Source organism: Peterkaempfera bronchialis (assembly GCF_003258605.2).
GTDB classification, from domain to species: Bacteria; Actinomycetota; Actinomycetes; order Streptomycetales; family Streptomycetaceae; genus Peterkaempfera; species Peterkaempfera bronchialis.
Genome location: NZ_CP031264.1, coordinates 5,050,450 through 5,068,729 on the forward strand (window position 1 = coordinate 5,050,450; position 18,280 = coordinate 5,068,729).

General features: G+C 73.2%; 11 protein-coding genes. 7 read left to right on the forward strand and 4 right to left on the reverse strand.

Going from position 1 to position 18,280, the window contains the following annotated elements:
- Nucleotides 1–71 precede the first annotated feature (71 nt).
- Entirely contained in the window at nucleotides 72–2,957 is a 2,886-nt protein-coding gene (locus C7M71_RS22425; protein WP_111492118.1) for a vitamin B12-dependent ribonucleotide reductase, read from the forward strand.
- Nucleotides 2,958–3,160: 203 nt separating this feature from the next.
- Nucleotides 3,161–6,292: an Ig-like domain-containing protein gene (locus C7M71_RS22430; RefSeq protein ID WP_111492119.1), complete on the forward strand. Its 3,132-nt coding sequence runs from the start codon at nucleotides 3,161–3,163 to the stop codon at nucleotides 6,290–6,292.
- A 181-nt stretch (nucleotides 6,293–6,473) separates the two neighbouring features.
- Here C7M71_RS22430 and C7M71_RS22435 read toward each other — a convergent pair whose 3' ends face one another.
- Nucleotides 6,474–8,015 carry an MFS transporter gene (locus tag C7M71_RS22435; RefSeq protein WP_265737672.1) on the reverse strand — a complete coding sequence of 514 codons (1,542 nt, stop codon included), beginning with the start codon at nucleotides 8,013–8,015 and terminating at the stop codon, nucleotides 6,474–6,476.
- A gap of 199 nt (nucleotides 8,016–8,214) precedes the next feature.
- Here C7M71_RS22435 and C7M71_RS22440 point away from each other — a divergent pair, with 199 nt between their 5' ends.
- Together C7M71_RS22440 and C7M71_RS32970 are read left to right on the forward strand one after the other, a co-directional pair.
- Complete coding sequence (locus C7M71_RS22440; RefSeq protein WP_111492121.1) at nucleotides 8,215–8,898, forward strand: ribonuclease HII; 684 nt, start codon at nucleotides 8,215–8,217, stop codon at nucleotides 8,896–8,898.
- A 414-nt stretch (nucleotides 8,899–9,312) separates the two neighbouring features.
- On the forward strand, nucleotides 9,313–9,699 hold the full coding sequence (locus C7M71_RS32970) for a hypothetical protein (RefSeq protein WP_322975185.1): 387 nt from the start codon (nucleotides 9,313–9,315) through the stop codon (nucleotides 9,697–9,699).
- A gap of 150 nt (nucleotides 9,700–9,849) precedes the next feature.
- Here C7M71_RS32970 and C7M71_RS22450 read toward each other — a convergent pair whose 3' ends face one another.
- Together C7M71_RS22450 and C7M71_RS22455 are read right to left on the reverse strand one after the other, a co-directional pair.
- Complete coding sequence (locus C7M71_RS22450; protein WP_229759201.1) at nucleotides 9,850–10,419, reverse strand: hypothetical protein; 570 nt, start codon at nucleotides 10,417–10,419, stop codon at nucleotides 9,850–9,852.
- A 275-nt stretch (nucleotides 10,420–10,694) separates the two neighbouring features.
- Nucleotides 10,695–12,977: a RecQ family ATP-dependent DNA helicase gene (locus C7M71_RS22455; RefSeq protein WP_111494709.1), complete on the reverse strand. Its 2,283-nt coding sequence runs from the start codon at nucleotides 12,975–12,977 to the stop codon at nucleotides 10,695–10,697.
- A 193-nt stretch (nucleotides 12,978–13,170) separates the two neighbouring features.
- Between C7M71_RS22455 and C7M71_RS22460 the strand changes: the two genes are divergently transcribed.
- Nucleotides 13,171–14,385: a DUF4192 domain-containing protein gene (locus C7M71_RS22460; RefSeq protein ID WP_162824331.1), complete on the forward strand. Its 1,215-nt coding sequence runs from the start codon at nucleotides 13,171–13,173 to the stop codon at nucleotides 14,383–14,385.
- 98 nt (nucleotides 14,386–14,483) lie between these two features.
- Here C7M71_RS22460 and C7M71_RS22465 read toward each other — a convergent pair whose 3' ends face one another.
- Nucleotides 14,484–15,794, reverse strand: coding sequence for an alpha/beta fold hydrolase (locus C7M71_RS22465; RefSeq protein ID WP_111492018.1), 1,311 nt, complete (start codon nucleotides 15,792–15,794; stop codon nucleotides 14,484–14,486).
- Between the two features lie 134 nt (nucleotides 15,795–15,928).
- On the opposite strand from C7M71_RS22465, the gene C7M71_RS22470 reads away from it, so the two are divergent.
- Both C7M71_RS22470 and C7M71_RS32730 read left to right on the forward strand, forming a co-directional pair.
- Nucleotides 15,929–16,672 carry an NUDIX hydrolase gene (locus tag C7M71_RS22470; RefSeq protein WP_111492017.1) on the forward strand — a complete coding sequence of 248 codons (744 nt, stop codon included), beginning with the start codon at nucleotides 15,929–15,931 and terminating at the stop codon, nucleotides 16,670–16,672.
- Nucleotides 16,673–16,864: 192 nt separating this feature from the next.
- The gene (locus C7M71_RS32730; protein WP_111492016.1) at nucleotides 16,865–18,277 is read left to right on the forward strand and encodes an ABC transporter ATP-binding protein; all 1,413 of its coding nucleotides are present in this window, start codon (nucleotides 16,865–16,867) and stop codon (nucleotides 18,275–18,277) included.
- The last annotated feature ends 3 nt before the right edge of the window (nucleotides 18,278–18,280 follow it).

An 18,280-nucleotide genomic window follows, 5' to 3' on the forward strand; every position in this document is an offset into this window, starting at 1 on the left:
CCATGTGATGCAAGGAGCAGTGCCCCGGGAAGCTACGGGGCACTCAGGGCGTTTGCCCAGGAGGAGGAGAAGTGACCGAGACGACGAGCGGTTCCGCACGCGGCTCACGTTCCAGGAACGGTGGCGGCAAGGGCGGCGCGAAGGCCGGCAAGGGCCTGCGGGTGGAGCGCATCTACACGACCCCCGGGGTGCACCCGTACGACGAGGTGACCTGGGAGCGCCGCGATGTCGTCATGACCAACTGGCGCGACGGCTCGATCAACTTCGAGCAGCGTGGCGTCGAGTTCCCCGACTCCTGGTCCGTCAACGCGGTCAACATCGTCACCAGCAAGTACTTCCGCGGCGCGGTGGGCACCCCGCAGCGCGAGTGGAGCCTCAAGCAGATCATCGACCGGGTGGTGAAGACCTACCGCGCCGCAGGCGAGGACCACGGGTACTTCGCCTCGCCCGCCGACGCCGAGATCTTCGAGCACGAGCTGACCTACGCCCTCCTCCACCAGGTCTTCAGCTTCAACTCGCCGGTCTGGTTCAACGTCGGCACCGCCCAGCCGCAGCAGGTCAGCGCCTGCTTCATCCTGGCCGTCGACGACTCCATGGAGTCGATCCTCGACTGGTACAAGGAAGAGGGCATGATCTTCAAGGGCGGCTCCGGCGCCGGCCTGAACCTCTCCCGCATCCGCTCCAGCAAGGAGCTGCTCACCTCCGGCGGCAACGCCTCCGGCCCGGTCTCCTTCATGCGCGGCGCCGACGCCTCGGCCGGCACCATCAAGTCCGGCGGTGCCACCCGCCGCGCCGCCAAGATGGTCGTCCTGGACGTCGACCACCCGGATGTCGAGGCATTCATCGACACCAAGGTGAAGGAGGAGGAGAAGATCCGCGCGCTGCGCGACGCGGGCTTCGACATGGACCTCGGCGGTGACGACATCACCTCGGTCCAGTACCAGAACGCCAACAACTCCGTCCGCGTCTCGGACGAGTTCATGAAGGCCGTCGAGCAGGGCGACGCGTTCGGCCTGCGGGCCCGCCTCACCGGCGAGGTCATCGAGACCGTCGACGCCAAGCAGCTCTTCCGCAAGATGGCCGAGGCCGCCTGGGCCTGCGCCGACCCGGGCATCCAGTACGACTCCACCATCAACCACTGGCACACCTGCCCGGAGTCCGGCCGCATCAACGCGTCCAACCCGTGCAGCGAGTACATGCACCTGGACAACTCCTCGTGCAACCTCGCCTCGCTCAACCTGATGAAGTTCCTGCGCCCCGACGACACCTTCGACGCGGCGACCTTCGCCAAGGTGGTCGAGCTGGTCATCACGGCGATGGACATCTCCATCTGCTTCGCCGACTTCCCCACCGAGAAGATCGGCGAGACCACCCGCGCCTTCCGTCAGCTGGGCATCGGCTACGCCAACCTCGGCGCTCTGCTGATGGCCACCGGCCACGCCTATGACTCCGAGGGCGGTCGCGCGCTGGCCGGCGCCATCTCCTCGCTGATGACCGGCACCGCCTACCGCCGCTCCGCCGAGCTGGCCGGGATCGTCGGCCCGTACGACGGCTACGCCCGCAACGCCGAGCCGCATCAGCGGGTGATGCGCCAGCACGCCGAGGCCAACACCGTCGCCCGCCGGATGGACGACCTGGACAGCCCGGTCTGGGCCGCTGCCACCGAGGCGTGGCAGGACGTGCTGCGGATCGGCGGCGAGAACGGCTTCCGCAACGCCCAGGCCTCGGTGCTCGCCCCCACCGGCACCATCGGCCTGATGATGGACTGCGACACCACCGGCGTCGAGCCCGACCTGGCCCTGGTCAAGTTCAAGAAGCTGGTCGGCGGCGGCTCGATGCAGATCGTGAACAACACGGTCCCGCGTGCCCTGGGCCGCCTCGGCTACCACGAGGAGCAGGTCGAGGCGATCGTCGCGCACATCGCCGAGCACGGCAACGTGCTCGACGCCCCCGGCCTCAAGCCGGAGCACTACGAGGTCTTCGACTGCGCCATGGGCGAGCGGACCATCTCCCCGATGGGCCATGTGCGGATGATGTCGGCCATCCAGCCCTGGATCTCCGGCGCCATCAGCAAGACCGTGAACATGCCCGAGAGCGCCACCGTCGAAGAGGTCGAGGAGATCTACTTCGAGGCGTGGAAGCTCGGCGTCAAGGCGCTCGCCATCTACCGCGACAACTGCAAGGTCGGCCAGCCGCTCTCCGCCAAGGGCAAGAGCACCGAGCCCAAGGCCGCCGAGCAGCCCGCCGCCGCGGTCGAGAAGGTCGTCGAGTACCGCCCGGTCCGCAAGCGCCTCCCCAAGGGCCGCCCGGGGATCACCACCTCCTTCACGGTGGGCGGCGCCGAGGGCTACATGACCGCCAACTCCTACCCGGACGACGGCCTCGGCGAGGTCTTCCTCAAGATGTCCAAGCAGGGCTCGACCCTCGCGGGCATGATGGACGCCTTCTCCATCGCCGTCTCGGTCGGCATGCAGTACGGGGTGCCGCTGGAGACCTATGTCTCCAAGTTCACCAATATGCGGTTCGAGCCGGCCGGGCTGACCGACGACCCGGACGTGCGGATGGCGCAGTCGATCGTCGACTACATCTTCCGCCGCCTGGCGCTGGACTTCCTGCCCTTCGAGACCCGCTCCGCACTCGGCATCCACTCCGCCGACGAGCGCCAGCGCCACCTGGAGACCGGCTCCTACGAGCCGGCCGACGACGAGGACCTGGACGTCGAGGGCCTGGCCCAGTCCGCCCCCCGCGAACACACCAGGCTCGCCGAGCTGCCCGCCGCCCCCCAGCCGGCCGCCCAGCCCACCCCGGTCGAGGTCCACTCCTCCACCGAGCTGGTCGAGGCCCAGCAGGGCCTCAACGCCGACGCGCCGCTCTGCTTCTCCTGCGGCACCAAGATGCGCCGCGCCGGCAGCTGCTACCTCTGCGAGGGCTGCGGCTCCACCAGCGGCTGCAGCTGATCCGCACCCACGAGAGGGAGCCGGCCATCGGTCGGCTCCCTCTCTGCCGTCCTCCGCCTGCCGTCCTCCTCCTGCCGCCCTTGCGGCCTACCGCTTGCGTGTGGCCTGTGTGTGCGGTGTGAGGGCTATGGACAGAAGCGGAGCGGGCCGGTACACCGGTAGCCGACGTTTCGTCACGCGGGGCGGGAGCCGGGGGGTTCGGCGTGGGACGCACGAAGAGGCTGGCCGCTGTGATGGCGGCCGTGCTGGCGATGGTGACCGGTGGTGCGGTGGGGGCCGGGCAGGGCGCGGCGGCGGCCGACACGGCCGAGACGGCGGTGCTGGGCGGTACGGCCCCCGGGGCGCAGCAGGACACCGGCGACGCCAACTACATGAACGCGACCCGCTATGTCACCGGGGCCGCAGGCGGCACCGTGACCAGCATGAGCGTGTACGTCGGCGCGGTGAGCCCCGCGCCGAACAACCAGTTCCAGGTCGCGGTCTACGGCGACAACGCCAACGCCCCGGGATCGCTCATCGCCAAGAGCGCCACCGGCACACTCACCGCCAACCGCTGGAACACCGTGGCGCTCTCCGCGCCGCTGCGCGCCAACACCGCGTACTGGCTGGCGTACAACACCAATGCGACCGGCTCGTCCACCAACAACCTCACCTATGGCAGCGGTGGCCGCAGTGCCTACGGCGTCGGCGGGACGGCCTTCGGCTCCTGGCCGAGCAGCTTCGGCACGGCGGCGTACCAGTCGGTGTCCTTCGCCATCCACGCCACCTACACCGTGGACACCGCCCCGCCCGCCGACCCGGGGCCGGGGTCGGGCAGCGGGGGGCCGGTGCTGGTGATCGCCAGCGCGGCCAACGCCTACTCGCGCTACTACGCGGAGATCCTCACCGCCGAGGGCGTCCCGTACTTCAAGGTGCTGGACATCTCGCAGGTGACCGCCTCGACCCTGGCCGGGTATGACGTCGCCATCCTCGGTGAGATGCCGCTGACCTCGGCGCAGTCCGCCATGCTCGGCGACTGGACCACCGGCGGCGGCAGGCTGATCGCGATGCGGCCCGACAAGAAGCTGGCCCCGCTGCTGGGGCTCAGCGACTCCGGCGCGGTGCGCTCCGACGCCTATCTGAAGATCAATACCGCTTCGGGGCCGGGCGCGGGCATCACCGCCGACACCATGCAGTACCACGGCGCGGCCGACCGCTATGCGCTGAACGGCGCGACCGCCGTGGCGACCCTCTACAGCGACGCCACCACGGCGACCTCCGACCCGGCGGTGACGCTGCGCGCCGTCGGCTCCTCGGGCGGGCAGGCGGCGGCGTTCACCTACGACCTGGCCAAGTCGGTGGTGCAGACCCGGCAGGGCAACATCGCCTGGGCCGGTCAGCAGCGCGACTCCACCGACGCCTACGAGGCCAGCGAGATGTTCTTCGGCACCGGGGGCGACCCCGACTGGAACAACCTCGACAAGGCCATCATCCCGATCGCCGACGAGCAGCAGCGGCTGCTGGTCAACCTGATCACGCAGCTGGACCGGTCGAGGAAGCCGCTGCCGCGCTTCTGGTACTTCCCGCGCGACGCCAAGGCCGTGGTCATCATGACCGGTGACGACCACGGCGTCGGCGGCACGGCCGGCCGCTGGGACGGCTATGTCGCGCAGAGCCCGCCCGGCTGCGATGTGGCCGCCTGGGAGTGCATCCGGGGGTCGTCGTACCTCTACACCGGCGGCCCGATGACCGCCGACCAGGCCAAGGCGTACTCCGACCAGGGCTTCGAGGTGGGGGTGCATATCACCACCGACTGCCGGCCCTGGGGCAGCGCGGGCCTGGCCGGCGTGTACCAGAGCCAGCTGGGCCCCTGGAAGGCCAAGTACGCCAACCTGCCGACCCCGTCCAGCAGCCGCACCCACTGCGTGGAGTGGGACGACTGGGCCACCCAGCCCAAGGTGAAGAACGCCAATGGCATCCGGCTGGACGCGGACTACTACTACTATCCGGCGTCCTTCACCAAGAACCGCCCCGGGTTCTTCAATGGCACCGGTGAGATCATGCGCTTTGCCGACCAGGACGGCAGCATCATCGACACCTACCAGGCCACCACGCAGATGACCGACGAGTCGGGCCAGACCTACCCGTACACCGTCGACACGCTGCTGGACGCCGCCTACGGTTCCCGGGGCTACTACGCGGCGCTCACCGCGAACATCCACACCGACTACGCGGCCTCCGCCGCCTCCGACGCCATCGTCGCGGCGGCCAAGGCGCGCGGCGTACCGGTGGTCTCCGGCCGCCAGATGCTCACCTGGCTGGACACCCGCAACAACTCGACCTTCACCGACCTGGCCTGGCAGGGCAACAAGCTGACCTTCGCCGTGGCGGGCGGCGCCAATGGGCTGCGCGGCATGGTGCCGGTCTCCTCCACCGGCGGCAGCCTGGCCGGGATCAGCTACGGCGGCAGCGGCATCCCCTACCGCATCGAGACGGTCAAGGGCGTGCCGTACGCCTTCTTCGACGCCAAGGTCGGCTCCTACATGGCGACCTACGGCCAGGACACCACCCCGCCGACGGTGACCGCCACGGTGCCGGCCGACGGCGCCCAGGACGTGGCGCTGACCAGTGCCGTCCGGGTCGGCTTCAGCGAGCCGGTCGACCCCGCCACCGTCACCGGCGCCAATGTCGCCCTGCGCAGCGCGGCGGGGACCTCGGTGCCCGCCACGGTCACCCTGGACAGCGCCGCCAACGCGGCGGTGCTCACCCCCTCCCAGCAACTGGCGGCCAACACCGCCTACACCCTGACGGTCCAGCAGATCAAGGACACCGCGGGGAACGTCCTGGCCGCGCCCTACCGCTCCACCTTCACCACCGGCGGGGTGCCCTTGCAGACCCTGGGCAACACCCAGCCGGGCAGCCTGCTGGACGACGGCAATGCCAACCATATGAACGGCAGCCGGATCACCACCGGCTCGGCTGCGGCGGCCCTCAAGTCGATGTCGGTCTATGTCGGCAGCGTCAGCGCCGCGCCCAACGACAAGTACCAGCTGGCGGTCTACACCGACAGCGGCGGGTCGCCCGGCACCCTGGTCGCCGCGACCGCCACCGGTACCCTCACCGCCAACTCCTGGAACACCCTGCCGATCACCGCCACGCTCAGCCCCGGCACCGGCTACTGGCTGATGTACAACACCAATGGCACCGACGGCCTCTCCAACAACATGCGCTACAGCGCGGGCAGCACCGGCCAGGGCGCCTACAGCGCAGGCGGAGTGCCCTTCGGCAGTTGGCCGTCCAGCTTCGGCACCTCCGTGAAGGACCCGGTGGCCTACTCCCTCTACGCCTCCTACTGACGCCCCCGTCCCCCGACGGCGGTCAGGGCGCCGACCAGGGTGGCGGCGAGCTGCTGGGCGCCGTCCGGGTCGAGGTCGCCGTCGGGGCGGAGCGGAGTGGCCATGGCGACGGCGATGCGGCCGAAGGGACGGCGGGCGGCCGGGGGCGGAGGTCCGCTGCTGCCGCCCCCGGCCGGACCGCTCAGTGCAGGGCGCCGGCCACGGGCTCCGACGGCAGGGGTGATCCCTTGGGCTTGATCACCACGAGCGCCGTCACCAGCGCCACCACCGCCAGGGAGGCTCCGACCACGAACGCCTGCGACATGCCGTGCGCCAGCACCTCATTGCCCCAGCTGCCGGGCATCTGCTGGGTCTGGGCGAACTCGGCCTTCTGCGCCGGGGAGGCATGTGCCATGAAGGACGGCAGCTGGATCTTGAACTCCTCCTTTGCCGCAGTGCCGAAGACCGTGGTCAGGATGGACAGGCCCAGCGCACCGCCGATCTGCTGGGTCGCATTGAGCAGACCGGAGGCAGCTCCGGTCTCCCGTGCGGAGACCCCGGAGACGGCTATCAGCATCATCGGGACGAAGATGCAGCCCATGCCCGCGCCGAAGATCATGGTGGGGCCGAGCACACCCTCCGGATAGCCGCTGCTCGCGGTGGTCCGGGTCAGCCAGAGCAGCCCGGCCGTGACCAGCAGCGCGCCGCCCGCCATAAAGGGCTTGGGGCCGGTCCTCGCCTGGAAGCGGGAGGAGATCTGCGCCGCCACGATGATGCAGGCACTGATCGGCAGGAACGCCACGCCCGCCTTGAGCGGGCTGTATCCCAGCGTCCGCTGGACGAAGAGGGTGACATAGAAGAAGATCCCGAACATCGCCGCCGACAGGCAGAGCATCATCACATAGCTGCCGCTGCGGTTGCGGTCGGCGAACATCCGCAGCGGGGTGATGGGCTGCGCGGTGCGCCGCTCGGTGACCACGAAGAGGGCCAGCAGCACGGCGGCGGCCAGGAAGGCGGTCACCGACCAGGTGTCGCTCCAGCCGTCCGAGGCGGCCCGGATGAAGCCGTAGACCAGGGAGACCAGGCCCAGCGTGGAGGTCAGCGCACCGGTCAGGTCGAAGCGGCCGGGGTGGCGCTCGGACTCATTGATGTACAGCGGTGCGGCCAGCGCGATGGCGACGGCGATCGGGACGTTGACGAACAGCACCCAGCGCCAGTTGAGGTACTCGGTGAGCAGACCACCGGCCAGCAGGCCGATGGCGGCGCCGGAACCAGCGACGGCGGAGAAGACGCCGAAGGCGCGGTTGCGCTCGGGACCCTCCTTGAAGTTGGTCGCGATCAGCGCAAAGGCGGTGGGGGAGCAGATGGCGCCGCCCATGCCCTGGAGCGCTCGGGCGATCAGCAGCATGGTGGAGTCCTGCGCGAACCCGCCGAGCAGCGAGGCGAAGCCGAAGAGCAGCACACCGGCCACGAAGACCCGGCGGCGGCCCAGGATGTCGCCGATCCGGCCGCCCAGCAGCAGCAGGCCGCCGAAGGTCAGGGTGTAGGCGTTGATGACCCAGGAGAGGTCGGTGGTGGTGAAGTGCAGCGCGTCCTGGATGTGCGGCAGTGCGATGTTCACGATCGTCGCGTCGAGCACCACCATGAGCTGGGTGGCGGCGATGACCGTGAGGGTGAGCCCCGGGCGCTGGCCCTTCCGGGCCTGGGATGGGGAGTGCTTGGTAAGGATGTCCGAGACAGCCACAATATGCCCCCTGTTGGCTCTGTCCGTCAGACGGTGGATGGTGGTGGAGGGAACCGGAACAAGAACTGGTGCTCGATGCGCTGGAGTCCAGCCTGCCATCCGCCACTGACATTCCCGACGCTGGGGCGGCCCGCGAGGAGTTCCGGCAGCTGAGGGACCGCGTGCGCGCCGCCGCGCCCGACCGGCGTAATCTGGGGAAGTGCCGTATGAACCCCCGACCCACAGCGTGGAGCGCTCGCTCCGCTACGCGGGCGCGACGGTGGTGGCCGGCGTCGACGAGGTGGGGCGCGGCGCCTGGGCGGGACCGGTCACGGTGTGCGCCGCCGTCACCGGGCTGCGCCGCCCGCCCGAGGGCCTGACCGACTCCAAGCTGCTCACCCCGCGCCGCCGCGCGGAGCTGTGCGCCGTACTGGCCGACTGGGTCACCGCCCACGCGCTGGGCCACGCCTCCGCCGAGGAGTGCGACGAGTTGGGCATGACGGCGGCGCTCCGGCTGGCGGCCGTCCGCGCCCTGGAGGCGCTTCCGGTACGCCCCGACGCGGTGATCCTGGACGGCAAGCACAACTACCTGGGCGGCCCGTGGCGGGTGCGCACGGTGATCAAGGGCGACCAGAAGTGTGTGCCGGTGGCCGCCGCCTCGGTGCTGGCCAAGGTGCAGCGGGACGGTTTCATGGCGCAGCTCGGGGCGGACCACCCGGCGTACGCCTTCGCGGACAACGCCGGCTACCCCTCACCGGTGCACCGGGCGGCGCTGGCCGAGTTCGGCCCCAGCCCGTACCACCGGCTCTCCTGGGCCTACCTGGACGATCTGCCCGCCTGGCGCCACCTCAAGAAGGTCCGGCTCCCGGGACCGGCCACCGAGCAGCTGACGCTGGAGATCTGACGCCCCATGAGCCCGGTCCGGGGGGCGGCGGCACTGCCGGATGCCCGCCGTACCACCACCGCCGGAACCGTCAAAGGGGAGGGGGCACTGCTGCGCGTCGTACAGGCATTTGATAGACATCGCGGTATGCCTGTCTTCCCCGAGGAGCCGGAGATTCACGAGAGCATCCCGGGCCCCGGCGTTCCCTTCCCCCGCGAGTCGGACGCAGTAGCCCCCCGTACGCCCGCAGCGGCTGTCGCCGCCGAGGCGTCCCCCACCCGCCCGGTTCCGGCCCCCGCGCCGGTTCCCCGACCTGCCCCGCCCCGTCCCGCGCCGTCGCGCGGCGATCGGCCGGGCCCGCGTACCGCCCGCATTCCCAAGCCCGGACCGGCCGCGCGGCGCGCAGCCGCGCCGTCGGCGCCGGAGATCCAGCTGGTGTCCGCCACCGCGCAGACCGCGCTGGAGCGCGCCGACGAGACCGTGGACCTGCTGCTGGAGTCCGGCCGCGCGCCGGGCGACGTGCTGGTCCTCACCACCGGTGACGCCCACCCCTGGCAGCAGCATGAGACGTCGTTCGGCGAGGAGCACTACTGGGCGCAGTTGGAGGAAGGCGGCGACGTCTTCTACGCCGACGCCCTGACCGCCCGTCCGACCGGTCGCGAGATCGTGGTGCTCGCCGTCAACGGCGCCACCGAGTCCGCAGCGAAGGCCCTGGCGGGCGCGCTGGACCGGGCTCGGTCGCTGCTGGTGGTCTGCGGTGACACCGAGCAGCTGAGCGCCCTGCTGGACGGTGTCCGGCAGCCCGCGCCCGCGCACGCCTGAGGCCCGCCGCACGGCGCATCGGAGAAGCGGACGCCCCGGCCGCCCCTTGCGGCCGGGCCCGTCGGCGTGCCGGTGCGCCCTGCAGCGCGCGCCGTCCAGCGTGCGCCGTGCAGGGTGCGTCGTGTGGCGGCCTCGGCGGGCCGGGATGGCTCAGCGGGCGGCGGTACGGCGCACCGGCTCGACCGGTCCGCCCGCCCAGCCCGGATCGCCGTCGCGGCCCGCAAGCGCGGTCACGGCGGGTGGCTCACCGTCCGCCCAGGAACCGGCGTGCGGGGTGCGGCCGTGGCGGCCGTCGCCCAGCACCTGCCAACCCTGCGGGGTCAGCGTGACATAGGCGCCGCAGCGCAGGCCGTGCAGTCCGGCGGCATCGCGCAGGCCCCACATCCAGGCGCCGTCCCGCGCGGTCCACCCGGAGCCGCCGTCGCGGCAGAGCAGCAGCACGGCGGTCCGCGACGGGGTGGCCCGGCGCAGGTCGTGCGGCACGATGCGGCGCAGGTGCGCCAGGATCGCGTTGCGGTGCTGCCAGCCGTCGGTGCTGCTGGGCCGGGGGGTGAAGGACGCCGAGCCGACCAGGCGGTGCAGCGGGTCGAGGACCGCGACCACGGCCGTCCCCGGTGAGGGCAGGTGCCGCTGGTGCAGGTCGGCGACAAAGGTACGGGGGTCCCGCAGCAGCGGGACGCCCAAGGCCGCCCACTCCTCAAGGTCCAGCGTGCGGTTCATCGCGGAGGTGGTGAGGCCGTGGTCGATGCTGTTGATCACGTTCCTCCTTCCGCGTGCCCTCGCCGTCCGTGGGCGCGTGCGCGCACGCCGAGAGCCGGGCCGGTGAGGCCGGGATCGGGGGGCGCACACCAATTCTCACGCCCCACCGGTACAGGCGGCAACGATGCGTTGGCGGCTGCCGCCCGTTAGTCCTCGATCTGCCGGATATATTCCGTCACCAGCCCGCCGTCGACCTGCCGCCGACCCGTCGCCGTGCCCACCCCGCCGGGCTCCGGCTACGCCTGGACGGCCAGGACCAGCGGCAGCACACCCGGGGCGCCCGCCCGCCGCAGCAGCCTGGACACCACGGTGACCGTCCAGCCGGTGTCGACCAGGTCGTCCACCAGCAGCACCGGGCCGCCGCAGGAGGCCAGCGCGGCGGCCAGCTCGGGCGGCACCGTGAAGGCGTCGTGCAGGGCCCGCAGCCGCTGGGCGCTGTTGCTGCGCGCCCCGCGCGGCGGGCCCCCGGGACCGTACTCGACCCGGCCCAGCAGCGGCAGCCGGCCGATCGCGGCGATGCGCGCCCCCAGGCTGTCCACCAGCGCGGGCCGGGTGGCGGAGGCGATCGTCACCACGCCCACCGGCCGGTCGCTGCCCCCACCGCCCGGGGCGGCCCAGCCGCCCGGGCCGCGCGCCCAGTCGGCGAGCACGGTCACCATGGCGTCCACCACCTCGCCGGAGACCGCGCCGTCCGGAGCGCCGGGCGCCAGCATCGCCCGCAGCCGGGTGCCCCAGCCGATGTCCGAGAGCCTGCCGAGCGCCCGGCCGGTGGCGGCCTGCTCGCCGGGCGCGATGCGGCCCTTGAGGGCGATTCCGGCCGCCTCCATCCCGGTGGGCCACATCCGGCGGGGCTCGACCTCCACCCCGGGTCGGCCGAGCGCCGCCCGGGCCGCCTCCAGGGCCTCCGGTGAGACCTCGGCGCTGTGCCCGGCCCCGGCACAGGTGTCGCAGCGGCCGCACGGCCAGGCCTGGTCGTCATCGAGCCGCCGGCGCAGGAACTCCATCCGGCAGCCGTCGGTCGCCGCGTACTCGCGCATCGCCCGCTGCTCGCTCTCCCGGGCCTCCGCGACCCGGGCGTACCGCTCGGCGTCATAGGTCCAGCTCCGGCCGGTCGCCGTCCAGCCGCCGCGCACCCGGCGCACCGCGCCGTCCACGTCCAGCACCTTGAGCATGGTCTCCAGCCGGGTGCGGCGCAGGTCGACCCGGGCCTCCAGCGCGGCGGTGGAGAGCGGCCGGTCGGCCTCGGCCAGGACATCCAGGGTCCGCCGGACCTGCTCCTCGGCGGGGAAGGCCAGCGAGGCGAAGTAGCGCCAGATGGCCTCGTCCTCCCGGCCGGGCAGCAGCAGCGCCTCGGCGCGGTCCACGCCGCGCCCGGCCCGCCCGACCTGCTGGTAGTAGGCGATCGGCGAGTTGGGCGAGCCCAGGTGCACCACAAAGCCGAGGTCGGGCTTGTCGAACCCCATGCCCAGCGCGGAGGTGGCGACCAGCGCCTTGACCCGGTTGGCGAGCAGGTCGGCCTCGGCCGCGCGGCGCTCGGCGTCCTCGGTACGGCCGGAGTAGGAGGCCACCGTGTGACCGCGCTGCCGCAGAAAGGCGGTGACCTCCTCGGCTGCGGCCACCGTGAGGGTGTAGACGATCCCGGAGCCGGGCAGCTCGTCCAGGTGCTCCGCCAGCCAGGCCAGCCGGTGCGCCGGGTCGGGCAGTCGGAGCACGCCCAGGGTGAGGCTCTCCCGCTCCAGCGGGCCGCGCAGCACCAGTGCGCCGCCGCCCTCCCCGTCGTCCCCGGTACCGGTGCCCAGCTGCTCCGCCACGTCATTGGTCACCCGGGCGTTGGCCGTGGCCGTGGTGGCCAGCACCGGCACGCCCGGCGCCAGCTCGGCCAGCATGGTGCGCAGCCGGCGGTAGTCGGGGCGGAAGTCATGGCCCCAGTCGGAGATGCAGTGCGCCTCGTCCACCACCAGCAGGCCGGTGGAGGCGGCCAGCTTGGGCAGCACCTGGTCGCGGAAGTCGGGGTTGTTCAGCCGCTCGGGGCTGACCAGCAGGACGTCCACCTCGCCGGCCGCGACCTCGGCCTGCACCGCGTCCCACTCGTCGATGTTGGCGGAGTTGATGGTGCGGGCGCGGATGCCCGCCCGGGCGGCGGAGTCGATCTGATTGCGCATCAGGGCGAGCAGCGGTGAGACGATCACCGTCGGTCCGGCGCCGCGCTCGCGCAGCAGGGCGGTCGCCACGAAGTACACCGCCGACTTGCCCCAGCCGGTGCGCTGCACCACCAGGGCCCGCCGGTGGTCGACCACCAGGGCCTCGATGGCCCGCCACTGGTCCTCGCGCAGCCGCGCCCGATCGCCGGCGAGCAGCCGCAGCACCTCGTCGGCGCGCTCACGGACGGCTGCCCGGTCGACGGCCGGGCCGGCTGCCAGGCCAGGTGCCAGGCCGGCTGCCCGGTCGGCGCTCGTCCGGTCGGCGCTCGTCCGGTCGGCGGCGGTGGCGGGGGAGGGGGTCGGCTGGTGCTGGTCCATGGCTCCATACAACCCCGCCGCGCCGACATCCCGCCAATGGCGTCCGGCGGCCCTGTGCAGAATCGATCCGGCGGAGCCTCCTGGACAGATCGGTTCACTCGTACGGGAAGGGGGTTATCCACACCCCGCGTGTCGTCCACAGACAAATCGGACACGCCCCGGACGGGTCCGGCCCCCCGGCACAGTGCTCGCCATGAACGACGACCGTGGCGCACAGCCGCCCTCCCCGCCCGCCGACCAGCCCCTGGTGAAGATGCGCGGCCCGGCCGACATGGCCGAGATGCTGCCGTACCTGCTGGGCTTCCACCCCGACGACAGCATCGTCGTCCTGGGACTCCAGGGCCCCGGCCTGCACCAGGGCGGCACGGTGCGGGTCGACATCCCCATCGAGCCGCGCTGGAAGCAGACCGCCGCCGACACCGCCCGCCTCCTGGTCCGGCTCTCCGAGGAGCGGGACTGCAAGCCCACGGCCGTGGTGCTGTACCTGTGCCGTGACCCCGGGCCCGACCAGGACGGCCGCGCGGTCGCCGCCCAGCTCCGGCCGCTGGCCGAGCGGCTGGCCGCCGAGTTCCGGGACCACGGCCTGGCGGTCAAGGAGTCGCTGTGCGTCTCGGACGGCCGCTGGTGGTCCTACGCCTGCCGGCAGCCGGAGTGCTGCGACCCGGCCGGCACCCCGCTGCGGCGCGACGACGACGTGGGCCCGGTCGCCGCCGCCGCGACCTACGCGGGTCTCGCCGTGCGGGGCAGCCGCAGGGAGATCGCCGCCGCCATGGAGCCCATCGGCCCGCCCGACGACGAGGCGCAGCGGCAGGCATTCGACCGGATCGTGCCCCGGCTGGCCCGGGTGCTCGCCCGCTCGGGCGGCACCGACGAGGTCCGGGAGCGGACCGGAGAGCTGCTGGACGCCGCCATGGAGCGGTTCCGCGCCGGCGCCGACCGGCTGGAGGACGAGGAGGCCGCCCGGCTGCTGCTCGGCCTGCGGGACAGACGGGCCCGCGACCGCGCCGCCGAGTTCGCCGAGCCGTCCGACCTGGTCCCGGCCCAGCGTTTGTGGCGGTTCCTGGCCCGCCGCTGTGTCGCGCCCTACCGCGTCCACGCGGCGGCCCCGCTGACCCTCCTCGCCTGGACCGCGTGGCTGGCCGACGACACCCCGACCACCCGGGTGGCCCTCTCCCGGGCTCTGGAAGCCGACCCGGGCTACACCCTGGCGCAGCTGATCTATGACTCCCTCAACGGCGGCCTGCGCCCCGACGGGCTGCTGGCGACCGTGCGGGAGGAGCGGGCCAAGCGCCTGGCCGGCCGGGGCGGCCCCGCACCCGGCCGACCGCGCGGCGGGTCCGGCAGCCGCTCCGACAGCCGGTCGGGCCCGGCGGAGCGCGGAGGCCGTCCGGCGGCAGGAGCGGTGTGATGCCCGCAGTGGTGAACGGTGCCCGGCCCGGCCGGACGGGGGACGGCCGGGCCGGGCACCCGCCCCGCAGCAGCCCGCTCACGGGGCGGGCAGCGCCCTCACAGCTCGCCGCGCGCCATCCGGATCAGCCGGTCCAGCACCTGGCCGCCGCTCGCCCGCAGGCCGTCGTGCTCCCACTCGTTGGTCACCCAGGTGCGCAGGCCGCGAACCGTCCGGGCGGTCTCCAGCGAGTCGGCGGTGTCCACGTACATGTCGTCGTGGTAGACCGCCGCCGTCACCGGCACCTCGTTGGCCGCCAGCCGGACCGGGTCGTACAGGTCGGGCCAGCCCTCCCGCTCGGCAAGCAGGTCGGCGGCCTCCTTCAGCGGCCGGAGGGCGGGGTCGGTGTCGAACATCCAGGGGTAGATCATCTCGCCGGTGAAGAGCACCGGGCCGTCCCCGGCGAGCGCCCGGTCCACGTCGAACTCCGGGAACTCCGCGCGCACCCGCTGCGCCGCCCAGCGGGTGCCGGACGGATCGACCGAGCGCTGCCCGTAGATCGACTCATGCAGTACCGCATAGAGCGGGTTGCCCGCGAAGGAGAGCTGCGCCTGCGCCCCCGCCAGGAAGGTGTCCGACAGCTCGGGGCCGGTCACCCCGGTCACCCATGCCTCCTCCAGCAGGTAGTGCAGGGTGTGCGAGCCGGTTCCGGTGCCCAGCAGCATCCCCAGGTGCTGGAACGCCTCGGCCGTCAGCACCCCGCCGTCCGGCAGCCGCGCCGGGGCCGACCGCAGGTGCTCGGCGATCCGCCGGACCGCCGCCACATCCTGCGGGTAGCGCGCATAGTGGCCGTGGTTCTTCCGTGCGACCCGAGGATAGGCCGCCCGGTAGACCGCGTCCGCGCTGCTGCCCAGCCCCGCCAGACCGCCGGTGACCAGCGCCTCCCGCAGCCCCTCCGGAGCCAGCGACAGATAGCTGAGGGTGCAGAAGCCGCCGAAGCTCTGGCCCAGCAGGCTCCACCGGCCCTCGTCGCCCAGCAGCCGGCGGCGGACGGCCTCCGCGTCCCGCACGATGGCGTCCGCCCGGAAGTGCGCCAGGTACCGCGCCTGCTCCTGCGGGCCGCCCCGCAGCGGCAGCGTCTGCCGGTTGGCCGGGGTGGAGCGCCCGGTGCCGCGCTGGTCGAGCAGCAGGACCCGGTAGTCGTCCAGCGCACGCACCAGCCAGCCGTCGCGGCCCAGCGGCCGTCCCGCCTTGTGGCCCGGGCCGCCTTGGAGGAAGAGCAGCCACGGCAGGTCGTCGCCCTCGCGTCCGGCCGCCACCACCTCCCGCGCATAGACCTCGATCTGCTCCCCGGACGGGGCGGCGTGGTCCAGCGGCACCTGGAGGACATGGTCGGTCGAGACGACCCCGGGCTGCCGGATGACGGTCATGGAACTCCTCGGAATGCACTGGTCGCGGCGTTGCCCAGGCACCGTATCCCGGGGTGCGGACCCCCGGCGGCGCCGGTCGCGCGGGGAGATCCGTTCCGCTGTTTATCGTCAGGGAGACGACTAGGATCTGCGTCATGTCGCGCTACGATCCGTCGGCCTTCCCCCCGTTCGCTGTCACGGTCGACCTGGTGGTCCTCACGGTGCGCGAGCACGCCCTGTGCGCGCTTGTGGTCAGGCGAGGAGAGCCGCCTTTCCAGGGCTACTGGGCGCTGCCCGGCGGATTCGTCCGCCCCGACGAGGGGCTGGCCGAGGCGGCGGCCCGGGAACTGGCCGAGGAGACCGGGCTGCGCGCCCACACCGCCCATGGCCAGGCCGCCGCCGGGGCGCACCTGGAGCAGCTCGCGACCTATGGCCATCCGCAGCGCGACCCGAGGTTGCGCGTGGTGAGCGTCGCCCACCTCGCCCTCGCCCCCGACCTGCCGACCCCCCGGCCCGGCGGAGACGCCCGCAGCGCCCGCTGGGCCCCGGTGGGCGAGCTGCTGGGCCGTGGCGGGGAGGACGGCGTGCCGCTGGCCTTCGACCATGCCGCGATCCTCGCGGACGGCGTCGAGCGGGCCCGGTCCAAGATCGAGTACTCCTCGCTGGCGACCGCCTTCTGCCCGGCTGAGTTCACCGTCGGCGAGCTGCGCCGGGTGTACGAGTCGGTCTGGGGCGTCGTGCTCGATCCGCGCAACTTCCATCGCAAGGTCACCGGTACGCCAGGCTTCCTGGTGCCGTCCGGGGGGACGACGACTCGTCAGGGAGGGCGACCCGCACAACTGTTCAGGGCGGGCGGTGCCACGGTGCTCAACCCGCCCATGCTGCGGCCGGAGCCCTGAGGCCAGGGGCACGGATTGTCGGTTCGTCGCCCGATCAGGTGAGCCCCGCCGGTGGGTGCCGGTCCTGGCCCGGGCAATGCCCGGAAAGCCGCAGATCCCGTTCTATCGTGCTGGCCTGGGCCCCCCGAGGCCGCCGCGGGGCCGCCCGGCGGAGCGGGGGTGGGCCCCGGGCGCACGACGTGGGAGCCACCGATGATCCAGGCCACCGGACTGACCATGACCTACCGGCGCGGCCGCGCCCCCGCCCTGGTCGATCTGACCTTCGACGCGAAACCCGGACTGGTGACCGCACTGCTGGGCGCCAAGGAGGCGGGTAAGTCCACCGCCGTACGGGTGATGCTGGAACTCGAACGCGGACGCGGCGCGACCCTGTTCGGCGGCCGCCCGTACCGGTCCCTGCGCCGCCCCGAACGCGAGGTCGGCGTGGTGCTGGAAGCGGGCCGTGGGGCCGGCCACGGCGGCCATCCCGGCCGCCGGGCGCGCGGCCACCTGAGAATGCTCGCGGCGGCTGCGGGCGTCCCCGCGCGCCGCGCCGACCAGCTGCTGGAGCAGACCCGGCTCGATCCGGTGGCCGATCGTCGGCTGCGGACCTTCTCCCCGGGGATGGCCCGCCGGCTCTGCCTTGCCGCAGCGCTGCTCGGCGACCCCACCACCCTGCTGCTGGACGCCCCGACCCGGGGCCTCTCGGTCAGGAACGTCGAGTGGTTCCACGCCTTCCTGCGCGCCTTCGCCACCTCGGGCGGCACGGTGCTGGTCACCTGCCGCCTCCCGGAGGAGGCCGCCGTGCTGGCCGACCGGGTGATCACGCTGGACCGAGGCCGACCGGTGGCCGACCAGCCGGTCCATGAGTTCGTCCGCAGCCGACTGCGGTCCGAGGTCGCCGTCCGTGGCCCCCAGGTCGGTCGGCTGGCCGACCTGCTGCTGGCCCGGGGCGCCGAGGTACGCCGGGAGGACGGCGCCGGAATCGCGGTGAGCGGCCTGGGCCGCACCGAGATCGGCGAGATCGCCTACCGCAACGGCATCCTGCTCCATGAGCTCGCCGACCGGGTCTCCGAGCGGACAGCGACCGACCGGCCCGCGCTGCTCGCCGCATCCACCCTGTCCACCGCGCCCTCCGGGTATGCGGCGCCCTCCGGGTATGCGGCGCCCTCCGGGTATGCGGCGCCTCCCGGGTACGCCCGGTCCACCGCCGTCCGCAGCGGCGCGGCCACCCGGGAGCTCCCCGCCGTCCCCGCCGTCCCCGTCCCCGTCCCTGTCGGCTCCGCCGCCTCCGCCGCCTCCGCCGCCTCCGCCGCCTCCGCCGCCTCCGCCGCCTCCGCCGTCACCGGCGTCTCCGCCAGGGAGCGTCGGCCGCAGCGGCCTCCGGCCGACGCCGAGGAGACCGTCGTCGTCCTCTCGCCGGGTGCCGTGGTCGCGGCCACGGTGGCCGGACCGCCGCGCCCGGACCGCACGCTCACGCCCGTCGCCGCCACGCCCTTCCACGGCGAGGCCCGCCCGCCGCTCCGCCGGGACCCGTCGACCAGCGGCCTGCGGACCGTGGGCCGCCGACCCGCGCAACCACCCCTGCCTGAGCCGACGGCCGGCGCCGACCACTGGAGCGAGTGACCC